Raw genomic sequence first — 26,093 nt, forward strand, 5'->3', positions numbered from 1 at the left:
CCCACGAGCAGTTACGTTCTACCCTGGCTACTGCTATAATAAAACCATTTGAAAAATGTTCAACCAGAAATATCTGGCTGACCTTATAATACGAAGGGGCAGTTTAGTTGAAGAGTGTTGTTTAACTTGGTGTTCAACAAACGGGCCATATTGTTGAATAAGATTCTTTTGAGAAATATTTTCAAACGGCTTTGGCTACTTAAAGAAAAATCCTAGAGTGAACAGAGAAATCTCATATAATAGCATCCAACACAAAAACCAGATGGAAGGCATAATTAACATGCTTTCCATCTGGTTATTTTGTCAGTAATGACTATATTACTTTCTTGGTTCAGCTAATATTTGTTGAAGTGCTTCTTTCAAAGCGGCTGGTTTGCGACCTAATAGCATTTCTAAATCAGAATGGCTATTATCTAATCCACCTGTTTTAATGCCTTCTTGAATAGCCGATAACATGCCAATCATTGGTTCTGGTAAGTTTGCTTGTTTTAAAACATCACCATATGTCTTGCTATCTGCGTTCATCACTTGAATGTTTTTACCAGTGATTTCATTTACTGTAGCGACAAATTGCGCTTGTGTATATGGTACACCGCCTAATTCATAGACTTTGTTTTCATGACCATCCTTTGCTAATACATTCGCTGTTGCTTCTGCTAATTCATCACGTAATGCCCAGCCAACTTTACCTTCGCCGGCTGAAGTTAGCCATGGCGCACCATTTAATGATTGTTGAATGCTAGCTAATTCATTTTCAACATACCAATTGTTACGTACAATTGTATATGGAATTTCGGATTGTTTTAAAATATTTTCGCGTTCGCGATGAGGTGCAGCTAATACGAATGCACTTGTATCAGCTTTAGGCGCACTTGAATAAACGATGTGTTGGACACCTGTTTGTTTTGCAGCTTCAACGATATTTGTTTGCTGGCGCACTGCAAGCTCAACATCTGGAAGTGTTGAAACGATGTACACTTTATCAACACCTTTGAAGGCTTCTACTAATGACGCTTGATTTTCAAAATCAGTTTTACGTACTTCAATACCTTTTGCTGCGATAGCTTGTGCTTTTTCAGATTCAGTATTTGTTGTCCCTGCAATGATATTTGTATTTGTTGCTTCCATTTTCTTTGCTAAATATTCGACGATTTTGCCACCTAATTGACCTGTAGCACCTGTAATTAAAATTTCCATGTTGATTCCTCCATTTAAGCAAAAACTAGTGATAATTTTTATATTATTTATTTAAAGCACGACGAACAATCGGCGCGACTTTATTTGCAAGTAAATCAATTGCTTTTTCAACACGTGCCATCGATTGATTCCCCATATCAAATTGCCCCATAAAACGTAAGTGTCCAAATAATTCATGCTGATATAAAATCTTCTCGGCTAATTCTTCGGGGCTGCCAACCGCTAGGATTTGATTGGCTGCACGTTGTGACATCATTTGTTCAACTGAAATCGGATGGAATGGCATACCACGGTCTTTTAAACCGTATGCCATATACTCGTTGTAACAAGGATTAAATTCACGAATTGCTTGTTCACCTGATTCGGCTAAGTAACTATGACCTGTTACAGATACTTTTAATTTAGATAAATCATGACCAGCTTGATTCGCTGCCTGCCAATAAAGATTGGTCAAATATTGTATACGTTCTGGCTCATCTGCTAAAAGACCAAGAGCCATATTTAAACCTAGCTTCCCAGCACGAATGGCACTGCCAGGAGTCCCTCCAACGCCAACCCACATTGGAATTTTCGATTGCAAAGGGCGAGGGGAAATTTGTGCATCACGTAATGGTGTGCGGAATTCACCTTGCCAATTTACGATTTCATTTTCTTGCAACTTCATAAATAGAAGCAGCTTTTCTTCAAATAATCGGTCGTAATCATCTAGACTCTCACCAAATAATTCAAAGCTCTCTAAAAATAAACCTCGCCCCATAATAATTTCTGTACGACCACCACTTAATAAATCTAGAGTGGCAAAATCTTCATAAACACGTACCGGATCAGCCGTACTAATAACGGATAATGTACTCGTTAATTTAATGTTTTTCGTTAAGCGTGCAATCGCTGCGAGAATCAATTCATAGCTTGATGTGACAAAGTCTAATCGATGATGTTCACCTACACCGAATACGTCCAGGTCTGCTTCGTCCGCCCATTTTGCCATTTGAATGATATCTTCAATGCGTTGCTGTGCTGAACGGGTATTTCCGCTTGCATTAGGGTGGCGTTCACCTAATGAATACACACCAAATTCAAAATTCATATGTTCACCTGCTTAAACTAAGATTAGTAGTAAAATAAGCGCTAAAACTCCTAATACTAAAATTGTTGCTGTTGCTTTCATTGGATCTTTTACACGAACGTGCGTAATAACACCGCCAACTCCTACTGCTACTAAAATGGCTGCACCAATAATGGCAACTGTATTGTTCCAGTAACCAATAATTAGAAGAATTGCAGCACCTAATTCTATAATTCCTGTGACAACTCGGAACCATTGTGGTAGTTGCCAATGCTTAAATCCTTCAATATGCATTTTTGAGCCGAATGTTTTTCCTGTACCAGCCATCAAAAACATTAATGCTAAAATTCCTTGTAAAATCCACGCTAAAATAGTCATACTCATTTCCTCCTTTATTTGTTATAAACAATTGGCATTTTGCCAATCCATTCATCTTTTCGTAATGCCTCAAACATACAAGCTGCCACATTTTTACGGGAAACATTTGTTTTCCCAGGTGTATCGCCAAATGAAATGGCATAGCCATTTCCATCCTTATTAACATTTGGATTAATGATTCGTACAACTGTCCAATCGACATTACTCTTATGGATGAGTTTTTCAATTGCTTTCATTTCTGCGTACCCAATCGGGAAAAGGATTTTTGCCATAATACTAGGCATGATTGTAACTGCATTTTTTTTATCATCTTTTGATTTAAGTGTAGGTGTGGCAAGTGTAATCAAACGCTTAACTCCATGTTCCTCCATCACACGCAAAATCATGTCATGAGCCTTTGTAATGGGTAAACCTAATACTTTACGACTCATCGATAAACTCGGTCCAAGTGTACTAACAACAGCATCTTGACCAGCAATTACATTGGTCATTTGTTCATGATTGTTATAATCAACAACGATTGTTTCTAGATTCGGATGTGTCATATCTAATGCACCATCACGACGGACAACTGCTTTTACAACATCACCATTTTGCAATGCAATGGTAATGAGTTGGCGTCCAATTTGACCATTCGCCCCAAAGACTGTAATATTCAATTCAATTCACTTCCATTCAACAGCTTTTGTATATCCAACATATGTTGTATAAATATATTAAAATTAGAATCAAAACTTGACCACCAACAAATCGCAAGCAAATATCGTATATACGACATTTGCTTCAAAATGTCGAAAAAATAAGGAGTTTTACAATGGAAAAAACACTAGATCCACGTTTTTTACGAACGCGTCGCTTAATTATGGATGCCTTTTTACAATTAGCAATGGAAAAGGATTTTAAAGAAATTACGATTAAGGACATTACGTCCCGTGCAACGGTAAACCGAGCAACATTTTATTATCACTTTTTTGATAAACACGATTTATTAGAAAAAGTATTAGCAGAGGATGTGCTACAAGGGGTACTGTCTCATGTAGAAACAGAAAAAGCTTTGACCGTAGATATAATGCAAACGATTTTTAATAGTCTATTACAATTTCATCGAAGCTTAGCGAACCAATGTATGCGCAGTTACGAAGCTTTCACACCAAAAATTGAAATGATTATAAAAGAGGAACTTGCACGTGTGATGCGGGATTTTTTAAAGAAGAAACATGAAGATTGGCCATATGAAAAAGTTGAGCTACATAGCATTAAGTTAAGTTGGACTATTTATGGAATATCCACCAAGTATGTAGCATCGGGCGAACAGCCTAACGAGGAAATTATACGAGAATTGTTAGAAGAAATGATTTAATGTTTTAATAAAATATCAGAAGTGATTTTTTCATTTTTATTCGCATTTACTATTCCACAATCGGGCGCGATTGTGGAAGAAGCGTCGCTGTTCTTATTAAACTAACGGGGGCTTTACTTAAAGATGAGATTCCACAAAGATCCCATCTTTTTCTTCTTCAACTAACGGCACAGGTTAATTTAAGAAGGAAACGGTCTTTACAACGTCGAATTTAATTACATAAAAACGAACTCTTAAATTAAGGTGGGGCATATGGGTAGAATTCCAATTGGACCAATTATTGAAGGTGGAAAAAAGGCAGGAAAAATAATTAAAGAAAACCGCAAAGAAATTACGGCAGTATTAAGTTTATTGAGTGCTGGAGGAAAGGTAATAAAAGAAATTACTGTTAAGAAAAAAGAATCAAACAAAACTGAAGGAAAATTGCATCATAGGAAAGAGCGTTATGATCATTATAAAATTAACATACTGATGGAATTGGATAGCCAAAACAGAAATGAGCTTTTTCAATATATACTTGAAGTAGAACAATTTATTCAACAGATAAAAAATGAAGAAAATAAGGAATTGGGAGTAAAAAAGCCTATTCATAAAAAAAGAATTAAAAGTTGGAATGATATTCTTATTCAAATTAAAGATAAAAGGTATACAAAAGATTATCTTGAATTTATTAAAATTTATAACAACCCAAGTTATCATAGTGAATATTTTAAAGGTTTTGAGGGTCTTGTTGAGAAATTTAAAAAACTAAATAATCGAGAAAAATATGATGATTTATTGAAATATATTGCAGAAATAACAAATAGGAGCATTGAACAAATCAAAAAGGATTTTTCACTAACCGACTAAAATATACTCCTGTTTCCGGAAGGTATATATCTATTGATCAATTAGTTTTAAACTTTTTAGAGTAGTAAGGATAATGAACGATACAAAAAACTGTAATAAAAACCGAAAGACTTATTCAATTAATTGTGGCAATATTACTTAGACCAATACAGATAAATCTTATTCAACTAACGGGTGCTTTAGTTGAATAAGATAGACAATCCATTAGCAACAATCTTTGAGAAAACAGCCTTAAAGTAAAAGGGGTTATAAAATGATTGTTTACTTTCCGGAACCTTATAATAATGAATTGTATTACAGTATATTAGCTAGATACCATTATTACAGTGGAGATATTCTAGCTTCATATACCTTAAAAGAACTGACAGGAAGAACACGTAATATTAACTTTGAGGTACCGATGGGAATAGATAATTTAGTAACTAAAGCAAAAGTATTTTCAAGTACCTATTCTAGAGATTTCTTTATAAATAATCATACGATAATTCCTATTGTAAGGCCTTTTAAGAAGATAGAGTGGACCCGAAAATTGAAAGAGGAAAATTTTGAGGGATTACGGTTTGATTTTTTTGGTTATAAAGAAAATGATATAAAATCAAAAGAACATTTATACTATTGCCCTGAGTGTTTAAAGGAACAGTTTGAGAAGTATGGTGAAGGATATTGGAATAGGATTCATCAAGTTCCGGGTATATTTGTATGTACTAATCATCGGATAGCCTTAATAAAGCATCCAGTAAATATACATAATATTCAAGGTGTTGAATTTGCTTTACCAAGGTTTGAAGATACTAAGAGAGAGCAGAGAAAATATAAAAGTGATGTATTAGAGTCATTGTTGAATTTGTCAGAAGATATAGAATACCTGTTAGAAAAAAATTTTGATGTATTTCCTGAAAATTATTTTTATGAAAAATATGTAACCCTTCTTGAGATTAAAGGAATAGCTTATCCTATGCTGAAAAGGGAACAAAGGTTAAAGATTTTAATGCTAGATCATTTTCCACATGAATTTCTTGAAATGCTGAATTCTTCTTTTTCTCCAAGTACTTCATGGTTACCTAAATTTAAAGGTAAAAGTAGAGTTACTACTTTACATCCAATAAGGCATCTATTATTAATGAGGCTATTATGTGGTTCTGCGCGTGAATTCTTTGAAAATGAATATGAATATAAACCGTTTGGAACTGGTCCTTGGATTTGTATGAATCCATTCGCAGATCATTATCTAGAGAAGGTTGTAAAGAAAGTGGATGTCAGCATTCATAATGGGAATGGAGATATTCAAGGTGATATGAAATGTAGTTGTGGATTTGTTTATCGAATAAGAGTATGGGAAAAATCACCATTAGATATAGAGTATTTTAGTAATAGAATAATGGAGAAAGGCCCTATATGGGAACAAAAGTTTAATGATTTAATTAAACAGCGGTTAACAATAAATGAAATTGCCCATCGCACTAATATGTCTAGACCAACAATTAGAAAAATACTACGTGATCGAGAAAAGTTCAATGATAGAGATTTAAAGCAATTAGAAAAGTATAAAAAGATAGATGAAAAAACTGAGAAGTATAAGGAGATATGGTTAGATTTACGAGCAAAATACCCTGAATATTATCGTCATGAATTACACAGCGCAAATAGAGCAGTATATGTTTGGCTTAGAAAGTATGATAAGGAATGGCTGGAAGCCAATTCTCCAGAGATTAAAAAAGAATATAAAGTTAAAAAGAAGGTATATTCTTTAGAAGCAGATTATGTTTTTTTAGATAAAGCACAAAAAATCATTTCAACATGGTCAGACATTGAAAAAAATCAAAGTAAGTTAGTGAGAAAATCGAAATCTAGAATACAAAATTTATTAGGTTTAGGAAGTGATTATCAATATACTAGAAAAAGATATCCATTAACTGCTGATTATATAGATTTAATAGAAGAATCCAAAGAAGAATTTAGAAAGCGTAAAGTAAGAAGTGTTATGGAAGAAAAATTTAAAAATGAGGAAGTTTCTTTTAGTAAGGTAGCAGAAGCAGCACATCTTAGAACATTTATTAGAAAAGGAGGGGAAGAAATTAAACTGTACATAGAACAATTGATAAATGAACATAATTTGAATTATTAATATAAATAAAACATTTCTCTATTCAGTTAACAACTTTATTATCTCTACACAAGATGTTTAAATAATAAAGCTGTTAACTGAATAATAAAGTATTGAACTTGATAATTTAGGTGTGAATGTAATAAGTAAGTGTCTTAATTTTTGGTAAGTTATTAAAGTATACATCATTATTGTTACTCTTTGGTTGGATGTAAACTAGTAATGTATGATTTAAGTACATGTTAGTCTACGACTTTATTGTCACTAATTTTTTAAAAGTGAACGGTTTAATGCGGTTTAACGAGTTTTTCAGTATACAACTTTATTGTCCCTGTACACTTCTTGTTAGCATATAATAAAATCATTTAAAGTAATTATTTAAATATCCGTGCAATTCGCATCCGTTCGCTTGTAATAAAAGAAGTGAGCGGATGTTTTTTATTTTGGATGTTTCATGGTAATAAAGACAGAGTTGTTAAGGCTATACCCCTACCGTGAAATAGTGATTGTCCCAAGCTATTCCAGATTTTATAATAGTAATTATAGAATGTAGATAGCAATGAAAGAGGTGGCATATGAAAAAGCAGTGGAACTTAATATTAGCAATATTTGTAGTCTTAATTATCGCGGTATTTTCAGTTATAAATGTTGACAAGGTAACGGTAAATTATTTATTTGGTAAAGCTGAGTGGCCATTGATCCTCGTTATTATTGGGTCAGTCTTATTGGGAGCCCTATTAGTTGGATTAATTAGTATGATGAAAATTTATCAACTTCAAAGAGCTTTGAAAAAGTCAGGTGGTGAAATGGATCAACATTCTTAAATGTTGTGCTATTTCACTAAGAGCCCGATTGTAAAACAACACTTAGAATTAAACGATTATATTATTTTACATCAAAAATTAAACAACTTTATTTTAATCCCGTCCAAAAAATTAGGACGGTTTTTTTGTATTTGAGGTTAGAAAGTAGATTAATATAAATTATAATTATTCTCATATTTAACATAAAATAGTTAACAATTATATGGTAATATATTTATAGAATAAGTACCAAGGGAGAGAAGATAATATGATGAAAAAAATACTGAAGCGTACGAGTGCTGCTTTGCTTGGCGCTTCATTGATGCTAACAACGGTGGTGCCAGTGATCCATGCGAAGGAGCAGTCACCGCCCCTATCACCATCGATAAGTAATCCGGTTATTGAAACCTTAGTCGAAGGTGAAAAATACGGAATTTATCCAACTACATGGTATGATAAAGACTTCCATAAAGAAATTTCTGTGGACAAGGTAAATGAACTGCTGGCATTAACAGAAAAGAAAATTGCCTCACTGGGCTTAGCGGAAAATAAAAAGTATAAGCCAGTGAACGTGAAGAACGATAACACACGCGGTGATATTGTGAATCGCTTGTATAATATCGTCGCACGCTATGATTTACCTGTCGGCACGGATGCCATTAAATTTATGAAAGATCATAACATATTACAAGGTTATTCAAACGAACTGCACTTAGAGCAAAAGGCAACGACGCAACAGGCTGTTCTACTAGCTTCTCGATTGATTAAGATTACCTATGAACTTGCAGAGCAAGGAGCGAAGGGGGTAGCCTGGGTAGTAGAGGATGAGGATACGACTGTGTATTTACTAGGCTCCATTCACCTAGGTACACCTGACTTATATCCATTCGATCAAAAACTAGTGAAGGCGTTCGATAAAGCGGATGCGCTATTAGTAGAGGCAAATATTCTGGATACGAAAGGGCTTGATTATTATGCGAAAAAGGCAATGTATTCAGATGGCACAACACTGAAAGATGCTGTTGCGCCAGAAACATATGCGAAGCTTGAAAAAGTTGCAAAGCTATATAATCTCCCGATGGAACAACTGACATTGCAAAAGCCTTGGACGCTGTCAAGCACCTTAGCAATGCTGTCAACAGATAATTCATTTGGTATGACGCCACAAGAAATGGCGATGCACGGTATTGATATGTACTTTTTATTAAATGCAGATCTGCAGAAAAAGCCAGTAATTGAATTAGAGGGTATGAAAGCACAAGTTGATATGTTTGACGCGTTATCACCAGAAGCACAGGAGCAGTCTTTAGTCGCTGTGTTGGATAGCATAATCAATCCATCTGAAGAAAATCAATCTAAAGTTCTCCAAGAGTGGTTTACAAGCTGGAAGCAGGGTAACGTTGAAGAATTTGCAAAAAGCTTCCAATCGATGGAAGGCGGGACGTCAGAGTACAATGAAATGCTATTTGGTGTACGAGATGAACAAATGGCAAAGAAAATTATGAATGTACTTGAAGAGAAAAAAGGTACGTATTTTGTTGTTGTTGGTTCAGGTCACTTTTTAGGTGAGAAAAGCATTCGCTATCATTTGGAGAAAGACGGGTACAAAGTGAAGCCATTTTATCAATAAAGAAAAACCAAAGAGCATGGGGATTAAGGGAAAGTAGTACCTTAATTTAGTTAAAAAGCCTTTAAGGGATCTATTTCCTTAAGGGCTTTTTGTCTCCTCACATAGCAAGAAACTGTAAGCCTTTCTCCAGTGCTTGTCGTGCTAAAAGGACAAAAGCACTTTTCTTAGTAAAAATTAGTGTACATATAAACATAAAAAAAATACAAACTAATTTTAACTTCTTGCAATGGATGGTCCAAATACTTGCTGCAAGAAGTTAAAGCTTCCGGCGGATGTAATGGAATCGGAAAGGTGTTCTTTGTGCTAACACAGAGCCGATTCTGGACGCATTGTTTATCTGTGCGAAAGCGAAGCGTCAGCAACAAGTATGCCGAGGTATATTGATTGTAAAAATTTTAGGAGGTTACCATGGCTAATTCTAGACACTCAAAACCAGATGATAGATCCAATAACGTGGAACGAATTCGTGATATCGTTAAGAACACTGAAGAAAAACTCCATGAAGCGGAGATTAGTTTGGAATTTGCAGACCCTATGCAAAGTGAAATGATTAAAGAAAAAAATAAGCGACGTCAAAAGTCAATTGAAGCATTAAAAGAAGAAATGCAAGATGAAATGGCAGCACGTAAAAAAGGAGAAGTGTAGAATTGGAAACTTAGAAAGAAGAACTACCTTTTCTCCAACTTGAAAGTACTTCCTAATAAAAGCAGATGGTTTAGAAGTTCTATAATGGACCTCTATATCACCGTCTGCTTTTATTATGAGGTTGTAAATGACTTATTATATCCCTTTTTAGAACATGGATTTCAACACAAATTGGATGACTTCTTCTATTGTGGATTTACGTATTAAAAGAGCTTATACAAGGAATGGGCTCTGGGGACTTTTCGGAAGAAGATTACCACATTAGTTATGTAGCTAAAAATATTTAGTGGATTAGTATGTCAGAAAAAATACATATATGTAGGCTAACATCTGATTTATCATATTTAAAATAGCTAAAATTTGAACCCCGCGCTTTGTCATTGTTTCAAAATGTGGGGTTTTTCTTTAGGAAAACAACTTTCCCTTCTATTGCAGCTATCTTAGTAGTGAATAACAAAGTATACAAAAAGGAATTAAATATAATTAAAGAATACTATTACTAAAAAAGATGAACCTTTCCCATGGGTCATTTGTTTATAAAGTATAACGCAAAGAAAGGAGTGCCTTGGATTGATAGAGCGTGAACTATGATTCTTATAACAAGGATGTATACCGTACATGTTATTACATGCTCTGTGGAACGCACAAGATGGGGTTTCTATAGGATAAAGCTTTCTCTTCTGTTGTAGCTGTCATAGTAATGAATAATAAAGTATGAAAAAGTAATTAAGTATAATTAAAGAATAATATTACTAAAAAAGATGAACCTTTTCCAATAGTCATTTGTTTATAAAGTATAACGCAAAGAAAGGGGTGCCTTGGATTGACAGAGCGTGAATTATTCGATTCTTATAATAAGGATGTATACCGCACATGTTATTACATGTTGCGAAACGCACAAGATGCGGAAGATCTCTGCCATGACGTATTTATCAACGTTTTTCGTCAGGATTGGCAAAACGTTGAGCATACGCGTGCCTGGATTATGCGCATCGCAATGAACCATTGTTTAAACTTGCTAAAACGGAATCAGACTCAGAGGGATAAACAGGGTCAGGTTCAATGGCTTCATGAGCAGGCAACATTTTCAATTAAATCCGTAGACACCATTGTAGTAGAAAAAACAGCTCAGGAAGAATGGGAGGAACTACTGAAGCAACTACCAGACAAATTAATGGCAGTTGTTACCCTTCGCTATATCGGTGAGCTATCCATGGCAGAGATCGCTGAAACCCTGCAGATTCCTGTAGGTACAGTGAAGTCGAGACTCCATAAAGCATTGAAAATCATGCGCAAAAAGCTTGAACACAAAAACAACTTATGGTTGAAGGGAGAGAACCAATTTGGAACGCATTGAAAACAAGGTTAAAAACCAAATGAAGGCTTCAAATAACATCGATTACCCTAACTTTGATCAGATGTGGAGCAGTATCCAGCAGGACGAGCTAAAGGTTGCTGGAGGTGAACCAGTTGTGCTCCGTCCTCGAAAACGAAAGCGCTTTGCATTGGTGGCAGGGCTATCTGTAGCTTTGATGGCTACACCAGTTTATGCAGCACTGAATTATGACTGGTCCAGCATGCTTTCACATAGGGAAGGTATTCAGTCCGCATTAGAGCAGGGCTTAGGTCAAACGATTGAGCAATCCGTTACAAAGGATGGTGTTACGTTAACCGTACATACGGCCTTTGTAGACGAGAACAGAACTTTCCTGCTATATAGTTTGAAACCTGAAACATTCAAGGATGTAAAGGACATAGATTTTGAAGTGATTGGACTAAAAGATTCGAAGGGCAACTTTATTGAAGGAAATTATGGACAACACAAGTGGGACGAGAAGCTTGGTGTATTCCAGGGGTATTTTGAGACGGACTGGGTTGCCGAAGGGCAGATGACTGATATTGAGTTTATAATGGAGAATATTCAATTCATCGACAATAAGAAGCAGTCCATCAACTATAATCCTAATGACTCTACTACGCAAGTGTTCCCAATTCAAAAGGATGGGGTGGGTAGCGTGACCTTACAGTCTTTTGAACAGGCTGAAGGTAAAGTTCTCCTAAAATCAGACGTTACGTTTACGGATACTGAAATGCCGTACAGAGGGGTAGAATTCGAGGCAATCAATAATGTGGGTGAATCTGTTAAACAAGTGACAGGTACATCTTTTTCATACCGTGACGGAGGAGCGAACATAAGTCAAATATTCAAGTCTGACACCTTACGTGAAGAAGGAACTAAATTCCAGCTTTCTTATGATCACATACTAGAAACAAAAGAAAGTACTTGGAACATAAATATGAATCTTTCCAAAAAACAGTTGGAAAATGCGTCATTTAAGCAAGTGCTAGATATCCCTATGGGCGATGTTCCTAACACGAAAATCCATGAAATGAAGGTTACACCAACCCAAGTTCGTTTGAAAATTACTCAAGAAGACTACTATACTCTTCCTTTTAGAGAGTATCAGCTAGATGTAGGTGGAACTCTGTTAAAAGGGTATTCTATGGGTAAAGGACAAGATCTACGCTTTGAAGTGAAAGGGCTAGATGTAGCTTCTCTGGCTAATCAGCCTATAACCCTCGTCGCGAAGCACCGTATCGATGGTTTTTACGGAGACGAGAACGACAAACCAATCCGTTTGACTGACATATCAGAAAAACATCAAACTACAACTTCTAGCATTGCGGGGTATCCAATCTCATGGACTTATTATTTGAAGGACAATAACCTCTATGTGGAAACCTTGAGCTCAGATCCGACGTTTGAGGGAGTCGATCGAACTTATTATTTGGACGGTAAAGAACAGATCTTAGGGGAACCGGAATCTTATGATGAAAGTAATAAACCTATGCACGTTTATGAAAATTTCGACAAGAAAGAGCTAGATATTTTCATTTATAGTTATGGAATCAATAAGCCAAACGAAGAGCTTCGTATTCCACTTAAGTCTGGAAAATGACCTGCATTATGAATATCAGAATGCCCAGCGGGAATTTAACAGAACTTAAAGAGATATATTTTTAATTGAAAATCTAACCCCTACTATAGATAGTCCTATTCATATAACTAAATGAAGTAACGTAAAAACCCAACTTCTCTATAATTAATTTGCAGAGAAGTTGGGTCTTTTAATTAAAATAAAAATCTCTTTTAAATGAGATTAACTATAACGCTCCTTTATTCTACTTTCTCAATTTACAACTTTATTATCTCTGCACATCGATCACCTCTTTAGATTTTCTTTGAGGTGGTTTTTTTATGGATATTTGTGTTAAAATTGATGGTTGTCTCGTGAATTATAGAATGAGCAATTATCAAGAAGGTTAATAAATAACTTTTCATTTTTATTAACGAGGGCGATTGTTCGATTAGATTGATCGCCTTCGTGCTAACCGGGGCAGATTAGTTGAAGTACATAATGTTGATGAGGGAGAAATTAACGGGGTCTAACGATAATTGTTTTATTGATATCCGTTTCAATGGTGGAGATATTCAAATTGACGTTTTAGAAGATACATAGTTTAGTTGATATATAATAAAAAAACTTAGCTATATATGAGGTTATTTAACTAGACGGAAGTGAAAGGGAAAAATATGAAAAAAAAAGTGATTTTATCATTAATGTTAATGACATTTCTTTCTGCTGTAGAAGGAACAATTATTAGTACAGCAATCCCCCGTATAACGAATGATTTGTCAGGTGTCGAACTTGTTAGTTGGGTTTATGCAATTTATATGCTTGCCACAGCTGTTTCGACTCCAATCTACGGGAAACTGGCTGATTTATTTGGTCGTAAAAAAGTTTTACTGATCGGAGCTACAATATTTTTAGTTGGCTCTGCACTTTGCGGTATCGTTACATCGATGGAACAGCTCATCGTCTTTCGTGCCCTTCAAGGTCTAGGTGCAGGCGCTATTATGCCAATAACAATGACAATCATTGGTGACTTATATAGCGAAGTGAAAGACCGTGCAAAAGCACAGGGGTGGATTAGTGCTGTTTGGGGTATCTCTGGTGTGATCGGACCATTAGTTGGCGGATTTTTAGTCGATTCCCTTTCTTGGCGCTATATCTTTTTCTTAAACGTTCCATTTGGAATTATCGCTTGCATAATGATTGTCATCTATTATAAAGAATCTATTAAGCCTGCTAAGCATCATATCGACTATCTTGGTGCAACAGTCTTCTCTTTAAGTACAGTCGCTCTACTATACGCGTTATTAACAGGTAGCAGTCAGCAAAACTGGGGGGACATGACTATTGTTGGTCTCTTAATCTTTGCAGCTGTTTCATTCGTTATTTTCTTATTCATTGAGAAAAAATCTCCGGAACCATTAATTCCGCTAGCACTTTTCTCTAACCGTACATTATCTATTATTAATGTACTAACACTTATTTCGGGTGCAATGATTATTAGTATTACAATGTATCTTCCGATTTGGAGCCAAGGTGTATTAGGAAAAAACGCGACAGACGCCGGACTCATTTTAATGCCACTACCTGTAATGTGGACATTTGGCACTATTCTTTCAGGTAAATTAGTTGGTAGCTTAAATACGAAACAAATCATTCTACTTGGAGCTAGCGTTCTTTCGGTTGCTGCCTTTTCATTATTTACATTGTCGACAGATTCACCAGCATTCTTAATTTATGTTGCAGTTGGACTATTCGGCTTAGGGATGGGACTCATCACACCTATCTATATGGTAACAATTCAAGCAACTGTTCCAAATCATACGCGCGGGACGGCAATTGGCTTAAATACATTTATCAATACGTTTAGCCAAACATTAGGAGCCGCAGTTTTCGGGGCGATGTTCAATACGATGATTCATGCACATGGTATTAAAAATCTTGATCTTGTAACTTCTGGTGGACATGAAGGAACTACAGCAAACGTAGTAACCGAATCGCAAGAAGCATTAGCTTCAAGTGTACATTTTATTTATATGGGAACTTTTATATTAGCACTAGGAACTTTAGTAATTGTTTGGTTCTTATTAAAGCCAACCATACAAACTAGGGAGCAATAAAAAAAGAGGACAAGCTTGTCCTCTTTTTATGTCAGGCTATGATTCTAAGGAATTAAAAGATATCTTAAATATTTCTGAAAGGTATTTAGATGTTATGCTTATAGCCATTGGTAAAGGTACTAAAGCTGGCCATAAGACCGTAAGGCATAATGTTAGTAAGGTAATGTATAGAAACAACATAATTTAGTGTTCTTATGGTCATTGCTGAGGGACTATGTGAATTAAAAGCTTGCAAAAATAATATCAATTTAATTTATTGACAATTCAAATAAAAACTCTATAATAATTATCAAGGTTTGCATAACGAAAAATTGTTGTTAACAATTTGGAGTATAAGAGTAAAAGTGTTGAAGAGAACTAGTAGTTTTAATGGAACTTACAGAAAGTAGCCGGTCGATGAGAGGCGCAAGGAAAGTTAAAATGAATTCATCTTGGAGCTGCGTACCGAACTTTAGTAGGCTACGACGGGTTTGCATCCGTAATCAATGCAAAGGTATCGCATTTAGCCGTACCTATTGAGAAGAGTTATGTGAGTAGCTCTTAAATTAAGGTGGTAACACGTTCATAACACGTCCTTTAGGTATATTCCTAAAGGGCGTTTTTTTTATCTTCATTCAGCAGAAGCGGGTGGTTAGATGAATGCGATGTGATTCCTTTTCAGTAGGTGTCCTAACGCCTATATAGAGGGATCCAATATAAGAATTTATCTGTAGCGAAAGCAAAGCGTCAGCTACAATTACGCCAAGGCGAAATTGATTTTTACTCTTATAGAACTTGCAATATTAATTCAATATTGAAGGAGTTGTATTGTATGTTTTTAAAACTGGAAGAACAATTAGAGATGATTGAAAATGGTGAAGGGAGGATCGTTAATGAAGGAGAGGTTATGCCTACTAACATCCCCACACTGTTAATTGAGATAGGGAAAGAATCGGTACTAGATATTATTCCAGCATTGATTGCTGAAGGATATATTAAAAGTAAAAGTGAATTTATGCGATTAATGAAACAAAAGGGTGTTTCTTTAAATGGGGAAAAACTAGAAGAAGATGATACTGATATAATATTAATGAATGATGAGATTTTGCAAATTGGGAAGAAAAGATTAATACGATTTATAAAATAAGGGACTAAGTTGAACTATTCGACAATCGATAACTAAACGACTATTTCTTTATCCTTAAGCAAAGTTGTTATTAAAAAAATCACCTTCTATATTACGAAGGTGATTCTCATTTTTATTATTTCCCTAAAACAAATTCAGCAATTTCATCTAAAATCATTTCTTTACCAAGAGGGAAGTATCCTTTATTGACTGCATCATTTTTAATAATAAATACGTGGTTGTTCTTAACAGCGTTCATGTTTTTCCAAATTGTTTCTTCTTGGAATTCTTTCAAACGTTCAGAACCGTCACCTGTTGTAAATACGAATAGGTAATCTGGATTGTAGTCAATTAAAGCTTCTTTTTGTACTTGTACTAATGCTTCATCCATTGGTGTACCTGGAACTGCTGGTAATTTTAAATCTTTAAAGAGTACGCTACCGTAACCATAGTCACCGTATACACGGAATGCATTTGGATATGCAGCCATTTTCATGAATTTTGCATCACCAGTTTTAGCAACGATTTTGTCGTGTAACTTGCTTGCTTTTTCGTCATACTGTTTGAACCATTCTTCTGTCTCTTTTTCTTTATCGAAGATTTTGCCTAACTCCTCGAACTTCGGACGCCATTGATCTAATGGAGTTTTTAACATAACAGTCGGTGCAATTTTAGATAGTTGATCATAGATTTTTTCTTGACGATCATTGATAAGAATTAAATCTGGTTTTGCAGCAGCCACTGCTTCGATATTAATTTTGTCACCCCATGCTGAGCCGACTGGTTTTACATCTTTTAATTGATCTGCAATATGTGGATCAATCTCTTCTTGAGACGTATTTGCAGTAATGATTGGTTTCATGCCAAAGATTAATAATTCTTCTGTTGAACCACTAAGGTCAGCAATTTTCTTTGGATTAGCAGGGATTTTAATTTCCCCTTTAGCGTGTTCTACCGTACGCTCTTCTGCTTTTGCGTCGGTCTTTTCTTCTTCTTTCTTATCTGAAGAACAAGCTGCAAATAGTATAGATGTAACAACTAATACCATTGCTAGTAACGATAGTTTAAATTTCTTCATATTTTTGTTCCTCCCGGATAATTTGTCTACGACCCATTTCATTCTAATGGGTGTTCAGCCTCTCAGGCTAAGTGAGGAGCTCAGCACCCATTAGAATGCTTCCTCTCTATCTATTTAAGAGAGAAAGAGGGATTTCCTATTATGCTTTTTCTTGTTCTAGATTATTAACTAACGTTAAATCGTAAGTTAAACAAATTGGCTTACTGTTTACAGGACATGAAACGATTAGTGCTTCAATTTCAAACACATTTCGAAGTGTTTCACTTGTCATTACTTCATCTGGAGTTCCTTGATGCATCAGTTTACCAGCTTTTAAAGCAACCATATGATCAGAAAAACGAGAAGCATGGTTTAAATCATGAATGACCATAACGATTGTACGGCCTTCTTCCTGATTTAATTTTTTCAATAACTTTAATATTTCTAACTGGTGAGCCATATCTAAGTAAGTTGTCGGCTCATCTAAAACAAGTAAGTCCGTTCCTTGGGCAAGCGCCATCGCAATCCAAACTCGTTGGCGTTGGCCACCTGATAAAGCTTCTGCTGAACGGTTTGCAAATTCTGTCATCCCTGTCACTTCAAGTGCCCAGTGAATATAGCGATAATCTTCTTCCTTCAGCGTTCCAAATCCATTTTGGTGTGGAAAACGACCATATGAAACAAGCTCAAACACAGTAAGACCTGTCGGCACTTCTGCAGTCTGCGGTAAAATTGCCATTTTCTTTGCAATTTCTTTCGTTGACTGTTTCTCAATTGCTTTTCCATCAAGATAAACAGACCCGCGTTTTGCCTTTAAAATGCGAGAAGCTGCTTTTAACAATGTAGATTTCCCACATCCATTTGGTCCAATAATCGTTGTAATCTTTCCTTCGGGGATCTCCACTGATAGTCCATCTATAATTAATCCTTCATTATAGCCAACGGATATCGAATCAACTGCTAAAGTTACCATTAAAAAAGACTCCTTTTATTTTGTCCTCATAAGTAAATAAATAAAATAGGGTGCACCAATAATAGAAATAACAAAACCGACTGGTATCTCTGAGGTTGTTAGTACACTTCTTGAAATTAAATCTGCAAATAGTAATAGAAGCGTGCCGATTAATGCTGCTGTCGGTAACATAATTTGATGTTTCCCCCCAACAAGGCGTCTTGCCAAATGGGGTGCCATTAATCCGATAAATCCAATTCCACCAGCAACAGCTACCGATGCACCGGCCAAGCAAACAGCGATAAATAATAACTTACGTCTTTCTTTCTCTACATTTAGACCAAGGCCAACCGCTGCTGCATCTCCTAAATTCATGACATTCAATACATGTGCCTTGCAAAATGCAAATGGTATAAATATGAGCATCCAAGGAAGTGCACTTAATACAAATTTCCAATCCGTTCCCCATAAACTCCCTGCCAACCAAATAGTTGCAAAACGAAAATCATTTGAAGTCATTTTCATCGAGAAGATTAAACTAACAGCACCGAATCCTGCTGCCACTGCAATACCGACAAGAATTAAACGAGTGGACGAAACACCGTTCTTCCAAGCTAGAGTATAAATAATAACCGCTGCTAATAATGCACCAACTAACGCAAATAACGGAAGAATGAATACAGATAGTAGCGTACCGGTTCCAACTTTCCCGAAGAAAAAATAGACGAAAACTACAACTGTTAATCCGGCACCCGCATTTATACCGATGATTCCTGGGTCAGCAAGTGGATTTCGAGATAAACCTTGCATGATAGCCCCTGATATCGCTAGCGCTGAACCAACTAAAATCGCGATAACCATTCGAGGCATACGAAACTCGAATAAAATGACAGATTGATCTTCGGCCCCTAACCCAATTAACGATTTCAATACATCTATTGGTGGTATTTTAAATGTTCCTGTATTTAAGCTAATTAAAAATACCGATACAATTAGGCAAGCTAAAATAGCTAAAACTGAAATATTCTTTGTTGTTAAGATACGTTGCCTCATATTTTCCCTCTCCCTTCATTACGAGCTAAATAAAGGAAGAATGGAACACCAATTAAAGCAGTAATTGCACCAATTGGCGTTTCAAATGGAGGGTTGATCACCCTCGATAACATATCTGCACATTCTATTAATAATCCACCTAGTACTGCTGAACATGGAATGACCCATCTATAATCGGATCCGACAAGAAAACGCGTCAGATGTGGGATAACAAGTCCAACAAATCCGACAGAGCCTGCCATAGATACAGCTGATCCCGTTAAAACAAGCACAAGTACAGTACCAATAAATTTAATGAAAGTTGTATTTTGCCCAAGTCCAATTGCAATTTCTTCACCGAAACTTAAAATAGTAATGTATCTTGACAATAAAATTGCAATAACAAGACAAAGTAGTCCAATTGGTAGGAGCATTTCAATACTTACCCATTTCACACCTGAAACGCCTCCTGCATTCCACATGCTTACTTCTTGAGCAAGATTGAAATAAAGTGCGATACTAGACGAAATGGCTCCAAGCAGTGCACTAATAGCTGCACCAGCTAACGCTAATTTAACAGGTGTTAGCCCTCCTGGTGAGAACGAACCCACACCATATACAATACTTGCGCCAAATGCAGCACCAATAAATGAAGCAATAACAAACATTATGTATGGGGAATTAGGGAAAAAAGCATATGTAATGGCAATTCCAAATACCGCACCATCTGTAATCCCCATTAAAGAAGGTGAGGCAAGAGGGTTACGTGTCATACCTTGCATAATTGCTCCAGATACCGCTAGAAACGCACCAGCGACCACTCCTCCAATTGCTCTTGGAATGCGAAGCTCCCAAATGACATTATGATGTGTATTTGAATCATCAAACTGAAAAACAGCTTGCCAGACAGTCTTTAAGCTAATATCTGCTGCTCCAAATGAAATGGACGTGCTCATACTTAAAGCTAATAAAATTGTACCTGCTATTAAAATAATAGAAGCAATAAGCGGTCTGCTCTTAATCTTTTTCATATTCTTTTCTTGTTGGTCTATGCTCCTTACGCTTGCTTCCATTCGTTAACCATCCTAACTAACAACATATATTCTTTTGAATGAGATTTATTCTCAATCAGTAATAAAAAAATATAGTTTTCATCTTAATTGATAATGATTCTCATAATCACTCGTTCTATTCTACATACCGTCCTTTTAGGTGTCAAACATTATTTTTTAAAATATATTAATTTTGTTTATTTTTATACGTTTAAAAATTCGTTTACAGCGCTTACATTAAGTGGTTTATCAAAAAGAGTGGAGGCTATAAAATTATTCTAAGAATAATAAATTCGCATAGAAGTTTAAATAGTTTTATAAAAGGTAGATTTTACAAATTTGAATAAAACGGATTGAATTAAAAAGTTGAATTACTATTTTTTTGTTTTCTTACTATAGTAATTATAAGAGGCGGCAATTGAAAGGTTGTGTACTTTAACTACTTAGGACAGTCTTATGGTTAGTAGTATAGAAGGAGATCATTCAATAAATCTAAGTTCCTTAAAGTTGAACCGCTACAATGACAATCTAATTTTAGGTGTTGCATAAAATCCTTTATTTAAAAGACATTGATAAACAATTTATAAAAATGCAATGAATTGTTATGTCAAATAATAGGGTATATGTATATGTAATGTTTAACATCAAAATTGAATTTTTTGTTAATTTCTCTCTCATTTTACCAATATCATGTGGATTGATGGTATGCTATATCACGATAATAGTTTATGGAGGCGGTATTATGTATTACAGTAAAGGTAATTATGAGGCTTTCGCACGTCCTAAAAAACCTGAGGGTGTTGATGAGAAGTCAGCGTATCTTGTTGGTTCGGGGCTAGCTTCACTGTCAGCCGCATGTTTTTTAATTCGTGATGGTCAAATGAAGGGAGAGAATATTCATATTCTCGAAGAGCTAGATATCTCAGGAGGTAGCCTTGATGGTATTCTAAATCCGACAAGAGGTTTTATTATCCGTGGTGGTCGGGAAATGGAAGATCATTTTGAGTGCTTATGGGATTTATTCCGTTCAATCCCATCTTTAGAAGTAGAAAACGCTTCTGTTTTAGATGAATTTTATTGGTTAAACAAAGAGGATCCTAACTATTCTAAATGTAGATTGATTGAAAATAGAGGGCAAAGACTTGAGGATGATGGCAAGTTTACATTATCTGATAAATCTTCTGAAGAAATGATTAAATTATTCTTTACTCCTGAAGAGAAGTTAGAGGATGTAAAAATTACAGATGTTTTCTCTGAAGAGTTCTTTGAATCAAACTTCTGGCTATATTGGTCAACGATGTTTGCTTTTGAAAAATGGCATTCAGCAATGGAAATGCGTCGTTATATTATGCGTTTCATTCACCATGTTGGGGGTCTACCTGATTTATCTGCTTTAAAATTTACAAAATATAACCAGTACGAATCGTTAGTACTGCCTATGATTAAGTATTTAGAAAGCCATAATGTTGATTTCCAATTTAATACTGTTGTAGAGAATGTTTTAGTTGATAAAGTGGGAGACAAAAAAGTAGCTCATACTTTAGTGTTAAAACAAAATGGTGTGAAAAAGAATATTGAGTTAACAGAAAATGAATTAGTGTTTGTTACAAATGGCAGTATTACGGAGAGTACAACTTATGGTGACAATAATACGCCAGCTCCTATAAGCACTGATTTAGGCGGAAGCTGGTCACTTTGGAAAAACATCGCTTCTCAAGATTCTGAGTTTGGTAGACCGGAAAAATTCTGTGATGATCTTCCAGAAGAAAGTTGGTTTGTTTCAGCAACACTAACTACATTGGATGCTAAAGTTGCTCCATATATTGAAAAGATAAGTAAAAGAGATCCATATGCAGGCAAGGTAGTAACTGGTGGTATCGTAACTGCTACAGATTCTAATTGGATGCTAAGCTATACATTAAACCGACAACCTCATTTTAAAAATCAACCAAAAGATCAATTAGTAGTATGGATTTATGGTTTACTATCTAATAAACCAGGTGATTTTATTAAAAAGAGTATCACTGAATGTTCTGGAAGTGAGATAGCGCAAGAGTGGTTGTATCATATGGGTGTACCTGTAGACGAAATACCGGATTTAGCGCAAAATTCTTGTAATACAATTCCGTGTTACATGCCTTATATAACATCTTACTTCATGCCTAGAGCAATGGGAGATCGTCCTTTAGTTGTCCCTAAAGGATCTACTAACTTAGCCTTCATTGGTAACTTTAGTGAAACAGAAAGAGACACTGTATTCACAACTGAATATTCAGTAAGAACAGCGATGGAAGCTGTTTATCAATTGTTAGATATTGATCGAGGCGTTCCAGAAGTATTTGGATCTACTTATGATATTCGTACTTTGTTAGCTTCAACTGCTCGCTTACTAGATGGTAAAAAGTTAACAGATGTAGATGCGCCGTTTATGTTAAAACAAATAGGTAAATTTGGTATTCATAAAGTAAAAGACACGATCATCTATGATTTACTTAAAGACAGTAAATTGATATAAAAATATATGCTAAAAAAGCTGATTCAATTATGAATCAGCTTTTTTTACATTAAATAGTGAATTTTTTCATTTCATCTCTTAAAGCATCAGCAATAGCATTTAGATCTTTAGCTTTTTCTGAAACGGTCTCGATGCTTTTAAGCTGTTCATTTGCGGAAGCGGAAACTTGTTCTGTTCCAGCAGAGGTTTCTACGGCAGAAGCAGATATGCTTTGTACGGCACTAATGATTTGCTCCTTGCGTTCATCCATCTCATGAGATAAATGTTTCACCTCTTGTGCCACTTCATTCGTTTGATCTAGAGCCGTCTTTATTGTATTAAAGATCTCACTAGTATCCTTTGTAGCTTTTGCATTTTGTTCGACAATGCTAAGGCTCGTATTAATTTCCTGCACAGCACTTTTAGAAATATCCTGAATTGCAGAGATTTTATTCTTAATATCTTCAGTAGCATTAGATGTCTGTTCCGATAACTTTCGAATTTCATCAGCAACAACTGCGAAACCTTTACCTGCTTCACCAACGCGAGCTGACTCTATGGATGCGTTTAGAGCTAATAAATTAGTTTGAGTTGCAATATCTGTGATTGTATTAACGATACTTGATATATCAGATGAAGTTTTATCTACTTCTTGAACGATGTTACTTACCTGTTGTGAAGATTCACGATTCTTCTCTGACCAAATAGAGAGTTGGTTAACAGTTTCTACACCTTCATTACTTAAATGATCAATATCCTCTGTCATGGAAGCAATCTTCTCTGTGTGCTCAATAACACGATCAATATTTCCGGATAGTTGATTTAATTGTTCTGCACTTTTTTCTGTATCATGAGCCTGCTCCTCTGTAGCTTTTGCCATTTCATTAATGGCTGAACTAATTTCATCAGTCGTACGTACCGTATCTTCAGCTATTTGAATAAGAATCTTTGAAGAATCTGATAGCTCGGAGCTAGTTTTATGTATATTGACGGTAACATCCTTTAATGCAGAGCGCATGCCAGAGATGCCTTTTGCCATAAGACCAATTTCATCTTGATGATTTAATAGCTTCTCTAATTTTTGATTTTCGGTAAAGTCTAGGCTAGTAGTTTGATGAATGATATTTTCAAGGTTCTTAATGGAGGTAACAATGCGACCGATAATCCACCACATTAAAGCACCTATTATGATAAAACTCGCTATGCCTGTAATAATCTGATAGCTTAGTACAGAGTTTGTAATAGATTGAATACCGCTTTCAGGCACCCCGATATCAATTACTCCATAAAGCTCGCCATCTTTATAGATAGGCTCCATGATGTCATATGTCCAAATATCTTGAACTTCAGCATACCATCTCGTAAATTGCTTTTTTCCGTGCTTAGCACCATCGATTGTGTATGCATCCTCATAAGTTTTTCCTAATTTCTCTTTATCACTATGCGCCACTGCTTTTACATTGGAATCAATGACGATAGCATAAGTCACATTCTCTTGTTGTGCTTTTAACTCCACAAAATCCTGTAAAGATTGGATGGGGTCATTCTCGGAATTTAATATAGTTTCAGCTTGCTTGGCGATTTCATAGACCTGTTCATTAGCTTTCTCAATTAAAACTTCTTTACTGTTTTTGCCAACAATCCATACACCTAATACGGAATTAATGACAGATGACAATAACAACAAACCTAATGTAAAAAACAATAATCGTCGCTTAATGCTTTTGTTTTTCATATAGTTCCCCCTCTGAGTTTTCGGAACTTTATACCTAAAAAAACTCAAATTTTAAGTATAGTATTATGTAATAAAACAGGAATGTCAATAATAGATTTCGAGACTTGCTACTTAGTTTTTAACAAAGTGAGGTATAAAAGTCCTTTGGATTTTCGACAATTTTATGAAGCTTTGAACAGATCGAAAATACCTATTTTAGAGAGTGAACAGTTAGAATAATAAAATATACATCATGTTGGCCCAAAGCCTCCGGCGGCTGTCGCGGAATCGGACACGGTTACTTTAGGTGAAAAATATTATTTGTCTTCAAAGAGTATTTAAAGAATTGTACTAAAAGAGAAAAGAAGAAGAATAGACTAGAAAAGAATTAGCCAGTGTGGTTTTTGACCACATTGGCTTATTTTCTTTTAGGAAATACATATATGGTTTTTTTAGGAAATGTAGGTAGGGTATAATTTAATTAGCTTCTTTAGAACTTTCATCTTTAGTTTATTTTGATATTCATTCAAACAAAGGGGAGAAAAAAATGAACTTTACCGAATTATTAGGAACCTCTTTTCCAACAGTACAAACTGAACGCATAAAATTAAGAAAGTTGAAGTTGGAGGATGCTCCTGCGTTATTCAATTATTATTCCAATCAAAATGTATATCGTTATCTTGATTGGAACGGACCAGAGACTTTAGAAAGAAGTTATGAAGTAATCCATTTTTGGAACGAAGGCTATGATAAAGGTTGGATTATTCGTTTTGCTATTGCTAACAAAGAAACGGATGAAGTTATTGGCACCATTTTTTTGAGTGAATTTGCAGGCAAACGAGCTGAAATGGGCTATGAATTATCTGAAGAATATTGGCATCGTGGTATTATGTCTGAAGCTGTTAAAGAAGTATTATCAATAGGATTTAATCAGTTAGGTTTAGTCAGAATACAGGCAATTGTCACGGAAGAAAATATAGCATCAAAGAATTTATTGTCGAAATTCAACTTTAAAGAAGAAGGCTGCTTAAGACAGTTTGAATGCCATAGCGTTACAGGAGAATGCAAAGATATGTTGATTTATAGTTTGTTGAATACAGAGTTTTCGAAGAAGAATATATAAGTTATATGGTAGTTTTTAAGAACTAAGGGGGTAGTTATCTTGGAAATATCAATTAATAGCTTAAAAGAACGTGATGCAGAAAAATTATTTCAGTTTGAAACGGATAATAGACTATTTTTTGAACAAATGGTACCTAGTCGTGGAGAAGATTATTATAGGTTTGAAGCGTTTAAAATAAAGCATAGAGAACTTTTAGCTGAACAAGAAGAAGAGAAATCGAAATTCTACTTAATAAGGGATAACTCAGGCAATATTGTTGGAAGAATTAATTTAGTAGATATTGATACAGCGAACAAAATAGCAGAGGTTGGTTATAGAGTAGGTGAAGAATATGGCGGGAAGGGGATAGGGGCAAAAGCCTTAACAAATAATATTGCATCTCAAAAGGTTCTTGAAAAAAACGGTTTTAAACAAGTGTGTATAAGTGGTGATGAGTTCGAAATGAATGGCAAAAAGGAACGGTTTATCGATTACTTGTTGGAACTCTAAAAGCTATA

The 26,093-nt window shown here is 35.2% G+C and carries 22 protein-coding genes and 1 other annotated feature; of the genes, 13 read left to right on the forward strand and 9 right to left on the reverse strand.

Annotation, left to right across the window (positions count from 1 at the left end):
- Positions 1-318: 318 nt before the first annotated feature.
- The 4 genes from ACFTQ7_RS10425 to ACFTQ7_RS10440 are packed head-to-tail and all read right to left on the reverse strand — an operon-like array spanning position 319 to position 3,300.
- Positions 319-1,197 (reverse strand): SDR family oxidoreductase, encoded by an 879-nt coding sequence (locus ACFTQ7_RS10425; RefSeq protein ID WP_386828529.1) that lies wholly within the window; start codon positions 1,195-1,197, stop codon positions 319-321.
- Between the two features lie 43 nt (positions 1,198-1,240).
- On the reverse strand, positions 1,241-2,284 hold the full coding sequence (locus ACFTQ7_RS10430; protein ID WP_386828531.1) for an LLM class flavin-dependent oxidoreductase: 1,044 nt from the start codon (positions 2,282-2,284) through the stop codon (positions 1,241-1,243).
- Positions 2,285-2,296: 12 nt separating this feature from the next.
- Positions 2,297-2,641, reverse strand: a complete 345-nt coding sequence (locus ACFTQ7_RS10435) for a DoxX family protein (protein WP_386828533.1) — start codon at positions 2,639-2,641, stop codon at positions 2,297-2,299.
- Positions 2,642-2,655: 14 nt separating this feature from the next.
- Positions 2,656-3,300, reverse strand: a complete 645-nt coding sequence (locus tag ACFTQ7_RS10440; RefSeq protein ID WP_386828535.1) for an NAD(P)-dependent oxidoreductase — start codon at positions 3,298-3,300, stop codon at positions 2,656-2,658.
- Positions 3,301-3,455: 155 nt separating this feature from the next.
- Here ACFTQ7_RS10440 and ACFTQ7_RS10445 point away from each other — a divergent pair, with 155 nt between their 5' ends.
- From ACFTQ7_RS10445 to ACFTQ7_RS10490, 10 genes are all read left to right on the forward strand, one after another.
- Positions 3,456-4,001 carry a TetR/AcrR family transcriptional regulator gene (locus ACFTQ7_RS10445; protein ID WP_386828536.1) on the forward strand — a complete coding sequence of 182 codons (546 nt, stop codon included), beginning with the start codon at positions 3,456-3,458 and terminating at the stop codon, positions 3,999-4,001.
- A gap of 252 nt (positions 4,002-4,253) precedes the next feature.
- Positions 4,254-4,850, forward strand: coding sequence for a hypothetical protein (locus ACFTQ7_RS10450; RefSeq protein WP_386828538.1), 597 nt, complete (start codon positions 4,254-4,256; stop codon positions 4,848-4,850).
- Between the two features lie 253 nt (positions 4,851-5,103).
- Entirely contained in the window at positions 5,104-6,975 is a 1,872-nt protein-coding gene (locus ACFTQ7_RS10455) for a TnsD family Tn7-like transposition protein (RefSeq protein WP_386828540.1), read from the forward strand.
- Between the two features lie 554 nt (positions 6,976-7,529).
- Positions 7,530-7,778 carry a LapA family protein gene (locus ACFTQ7_RS10460; protein ID WP_386828541.1) on the forward strand — a complete coding sequence of 83 codons (249 nt, stop codon included), beginning with the start codon at positions 7,530-7,532 and terminating at the stop codon, positions 7,776-7,778.
- Positions 7,779-8,025: 247 nt separating this feature from the next.
- The gene (locus tag ACFTQ7_RS10465) at positions 8,026-9,387 is read left to right on the forward strand and encodes a TraB/GumN family protein (RefSeq protein WP_349659491.1); all 1,362 of its coding nucleotides are present in this window, start codon (positions 8,026-8,028) and stop codon (positions 9,385-9,387) included.
- A 408-nt stretch (positions 9,388-9,795) separates the two neighbouring features.
- Positions 9,796-10,032 (forward strand): small acid-soluble spore protein Tlp, encoded by a 237-nt coding sequence (locus ACFTQ7_RS10470; protein ID WP_349659490.1) that lies wholly within the window; start codon positions 9,796-9,798, stop codon positions 10,030-10,032.
- 823 nt (positions 10,033-10,855) lie between these two features.
- A complete protein-coding gene (locus ACFTQ7_RS10475; RefSeq protein WP_386828543.1) occupies positions 10,856-11,389 on the forward strand; it encodes an RNA polymerase sigma factor in 534 nt (177 codons plus the stop codon).
- Positions 11,376-12,992 (forward strand): DUF4179 domain-containing protein, encoded by a 1,617-nt coding sequence (locus ACFTQ7_RS10480; RefSeq protein ID WP_386828544.1) that lies wholly within the window; start codon positions 11,376-11,378, stop codon positions 12,990-12,992. Before ACFTQ7_RS10475 ends, ACFTQ7_RS10480 begins: the two co-directional genes overlap by 14 nt.
- 635 nt (positions 12,993-13,627) lie before the next feature.
- Complete coding sequence (locus ACFTQ7_RS10485) at positions 13,628-15,067, forward strand: MDR family MFS transporter (RefSeq protein ID WP_386828546.1); 1,440 nt, start codon at positions 13,628-13,630, stop codon at positions 15,065-15,067.
- 338 nt (positions 15,068-15,405) lie between these two features.
- Positions 15,406-15,647, forward strand: a binding site (T-box leader).
- Positions 15,648-15,878: 231 nt separating this feature from the next.
- On the forward strand, positions 15,879-16,193 hold the full coding sequence (locus ACFTQ7_RS10490) for a tyrosine--tRNA ligase (protein ID WP_386828548.1): 315 nt from the start codon (positions 15,879-15,881) through the stop codon (positions 16,191-16,193).
- A 115-nt stretch (positions 16,194-16,308) separates the two neighbouring features.
- Here the strand turns inward: ACFTQ7_RS10490 and ACFTQ7_RS10495 are convergent, their stop codons facing one another.
- The 4 genes from ACFTQ7_RS10495 to ACFTQ7_RS10510 all read right to left on the reverse strand — a co-directional run bounded on the left by ACFTQ7_RS10495 (position 16,309) and on the right by ACFTQ7_RS10510 (position 20,286).
- Positions 16,309-17,250 (reverse strand): ABC transporter substrate-binding protein, encoded by a 942-nt coding sequence (locus tag ACFTQ7_RS10495; protein WP_349659483.1) that lies wholly within the window; start codon positions 17,248-17,250, stop codon positions 16,309-16,311.
- A 139-nt stretch (positions 17,251-17,389) separates the two neighbouring features.
- A complete protein-coding gene (locus ACFTQ7_RS10500; protein WP_386828551.1) occupies positions 17,390-18,202 on the reverse strand; it encodes an ABC transporter ATP-binding protein in 813 nt (270 codons plus the stop codon).
- 15 nt (positions 18,203-18,217) lie between these two features.
- The gene (locus ACFTQ7_RS10505; protein WP_386828553.1) at positions 18,218-19,234 is read right to left on the reverse strand and encodes a FecCD family ABC transporter permease; all 1,017 of its coding nucleotides are present in this window, start codon (positions 19,232-19,234) and stop codon (positions 18,218-18,220) included.
- Positions 19,231-20,286 carry a FecCD family ABC transporter permease gene (locus ACFTQ7_RS10510; protein WP_386828555.1) on the reverse strand — a complete coding sequence of 352 codons (1,056 nt, stop codon included), beginning with the start codon at positions 20,284-20,286 and terminating at the stop codon, positions 19,231-19,233. The genes ACFTQ7_RS10505 and ACFTQ7_RS10510 overlap by 4 nt, the downstream gene beginning before the upstream one ends.
- 721 nt (positions 20,287-21,007) lie before the next feature.
- On the opposite strand from ACFTQ7_RS10510, the gene ACFTQ7_RS10515 reads away from it, so the two are divergent.
- A complete protein-coding gene (locus tag ACFTQ7_RS10515) occupies positions 21,008-22,780 on the forward strand; it encodes an oleate hydratase (RefSeq protein WP_386828557.1) in 1,773 nt (590 codons plus the stop codon).
- Between the two features lie 49 nt (positions 22,781-22,829).
- Here the strand turns inward: ACFTQ7_RS10515 and ACFTQ7_RS10520 are convergent, their stop codons facing one another.
- Positions 22,830-24,494 carry a methyl-accepting chemotaxis protein gene (locus ACFTQ7_RS10520; protein WP_386828559.1) on the reverse strand — a complete coding sequence of 555 codons (1,665 nt, stop codon included), beginning with the start codon at positions 24,492-24,494 and terminating at the stop codon, positions 22,830-22,832.
- A gap of 526 nt (positions 24,495-25,020) precedes the next feature.
- Here ACFTQ7_RS10520 and ACFTQ7_RS10525 point away from each other — a divergent pair.
- Together ACFTQ7_RS10525 and ACFTQ7_RS10530 are read left to right on the forward strand one after the other, a co-directional pair.
- Positions 25,021-25,596, forward strand: a complete 576-nt coding sequence (locus ACFTQ7_RS10525; protein ID WP_386828561.1) for a GNAT family N-acetyltransferase — start codon at positions 25,021-25,023, stop codon at positions 25,594-25,596.
- Between the two features lie 39 nt (positions 25,597-25,635).
- Positions 25,636-26,085 carry a GNAT family N-acetyltransferase gene (locus ACFTQ7_RS10530; RefSeq protein ID WP_386828563.1) on the forward strand — a complete coding sequence of 150 codons (450 nt, stop codon included), beginning with the start codon at positions 25,636-25,638 and terminating at the stop codon, positions 26,083-26,085.
- The last annotated feature ends 8 nt before the right edge of the window (positions 26,086-26,093 follow it).

It is taken from the genome of Lysinibacillus sp. NPDC056959, from assembly GCF_042674095.1.
In the GTDB taxonomy this organism is placed as follows: Bacteria; Bacillota; Bacilli; order Bacillales_A; family Planococcaceae; genus Lysinibacillus; species Lysinibacillus zambalensis.

Coding starts and splice junctions, on each gene's coding strand:
- ACFTQ7_RS10425 (WP_386828529.1), bottom strand. CDS start 1,197: ATGGAAATTTTAATTACAGGTGCTACAGGTCAATTAGGTGGCAAAATC.
- ACFTQ7_RS10430 (WP_386828531.1), bottom strand. CDS start 2,284: ATGAATTTTGAATTTGGTGTGTATTCATTAGGTGAACGCCACCCTAAT.
- ACFTQ7_RS10435 (WP_386828533.1), bottom strand. CDS start 2,641: ATGACTATTTTAGCGTGGATTTTACAAGGAATTTTAGCATTAATGTTT.
- ACFTQ7_RS10445 (WP_386828536.1), top strand. CDS start 3,456: ATGGAAAAAACACTAGATCCACGTTTTTTACGAACGCGTCGCTTAATT.
- ACFTQ7_RS10450 (WP_386828538.1), top strand. CDS start 4,254: ATGGGTAGAATTCCAATTGGACCAATTATTGAAGGTGGAAAAAAGGCA.
- ACFTQ7_RS10455 (WP_386828540.1), top strand. CDS start 5,104: ATGATTGTTTACTTTCCGGAACCTTATAATAATGAATTGTATTACAGT.
- ACFTQ7_RS10460 (WP_386828541.1), top strand. CDS start 7,530: ATGAAAAAGCAGTGGAACTTAATATTAGCAATATTTGTAGTCTTAATT.
- ACFTQ7_RS10465 (WP_349659491.1), top strand. CDS start 8,026: ATGATGAAAAAAATACTGAAGCGTACGAGTGCTGCTTTGCTTGGCGCT.
- ACFTQ7_RS10470 (WP_349659490.1), top strand. CDS start 9,796: ATGGCTAATTCTAGACACTCAAAACCAGATGATAGATCCAATAACGTG.
- ACFTQ7_RS10485 (WP_386828546.1), top strand. CDS start 13,628: ATGAAAAAAAAAGTGATTTTATCATTAATGTTAATGACATTTCTTTCT.
- ACFTQ7_RS10490 (WP_386828548.1), top strand. CDS start 15,879: ATGTTTTTAAAACTGGAAGAACAATTAGAGATGATTGAAAATGGTGAA.
- ACFTQ7_RS10495 (WP_349659483.1), bottom strand. CDS start 17,250: ATGAAGAAATTTAAACTATCGTTACTAGCAATGGTATTAGTTGTTACA.
- ACFTQ7_RS10500 (WP_386828551.1), bottom strand. CDS start 18,202: ATGGTAACTTTAGCAGTTGATTCGATATCCGTTGGCTATAATGAAGGA.
- ACFTQ7_RS10505 (WP_386828553.1), bottom strand. CDS start 19,234: ATGAGGCAACGTATCTTAACAACAAAGAATATTTCAGTTTTAGCTATT.
- ACFTQ7_RS10510 (WP_386828555.1), bottom strand. CDS start 20,286: ATGGAAGCAAGCGTAAGGAGCATAGACCAACAAGAAAAGAATATGAAA.
- ACFTQ7_RS10515 (WP_386828557.1), top strand. CDS start 21,008: ATGTATTACAGTAAAGGTAATTATGAGGCTTTCGCACGTCCTAAAAAA.
- ACFTQ7_RS10520 (WP_386828559.1), bottom strand. CDS start 24,494: ATGAAAAACAAAAGCATTAAGCGACGATTATTGTTTTTTACATTAGGT.
- ACFTQ7_RS10525 (WP_386828561.1), top strand. CDS start 25,021: ATGAACTTTACCGAATTATTAGGAACCTCTTTTCCAACAGTACAAACT.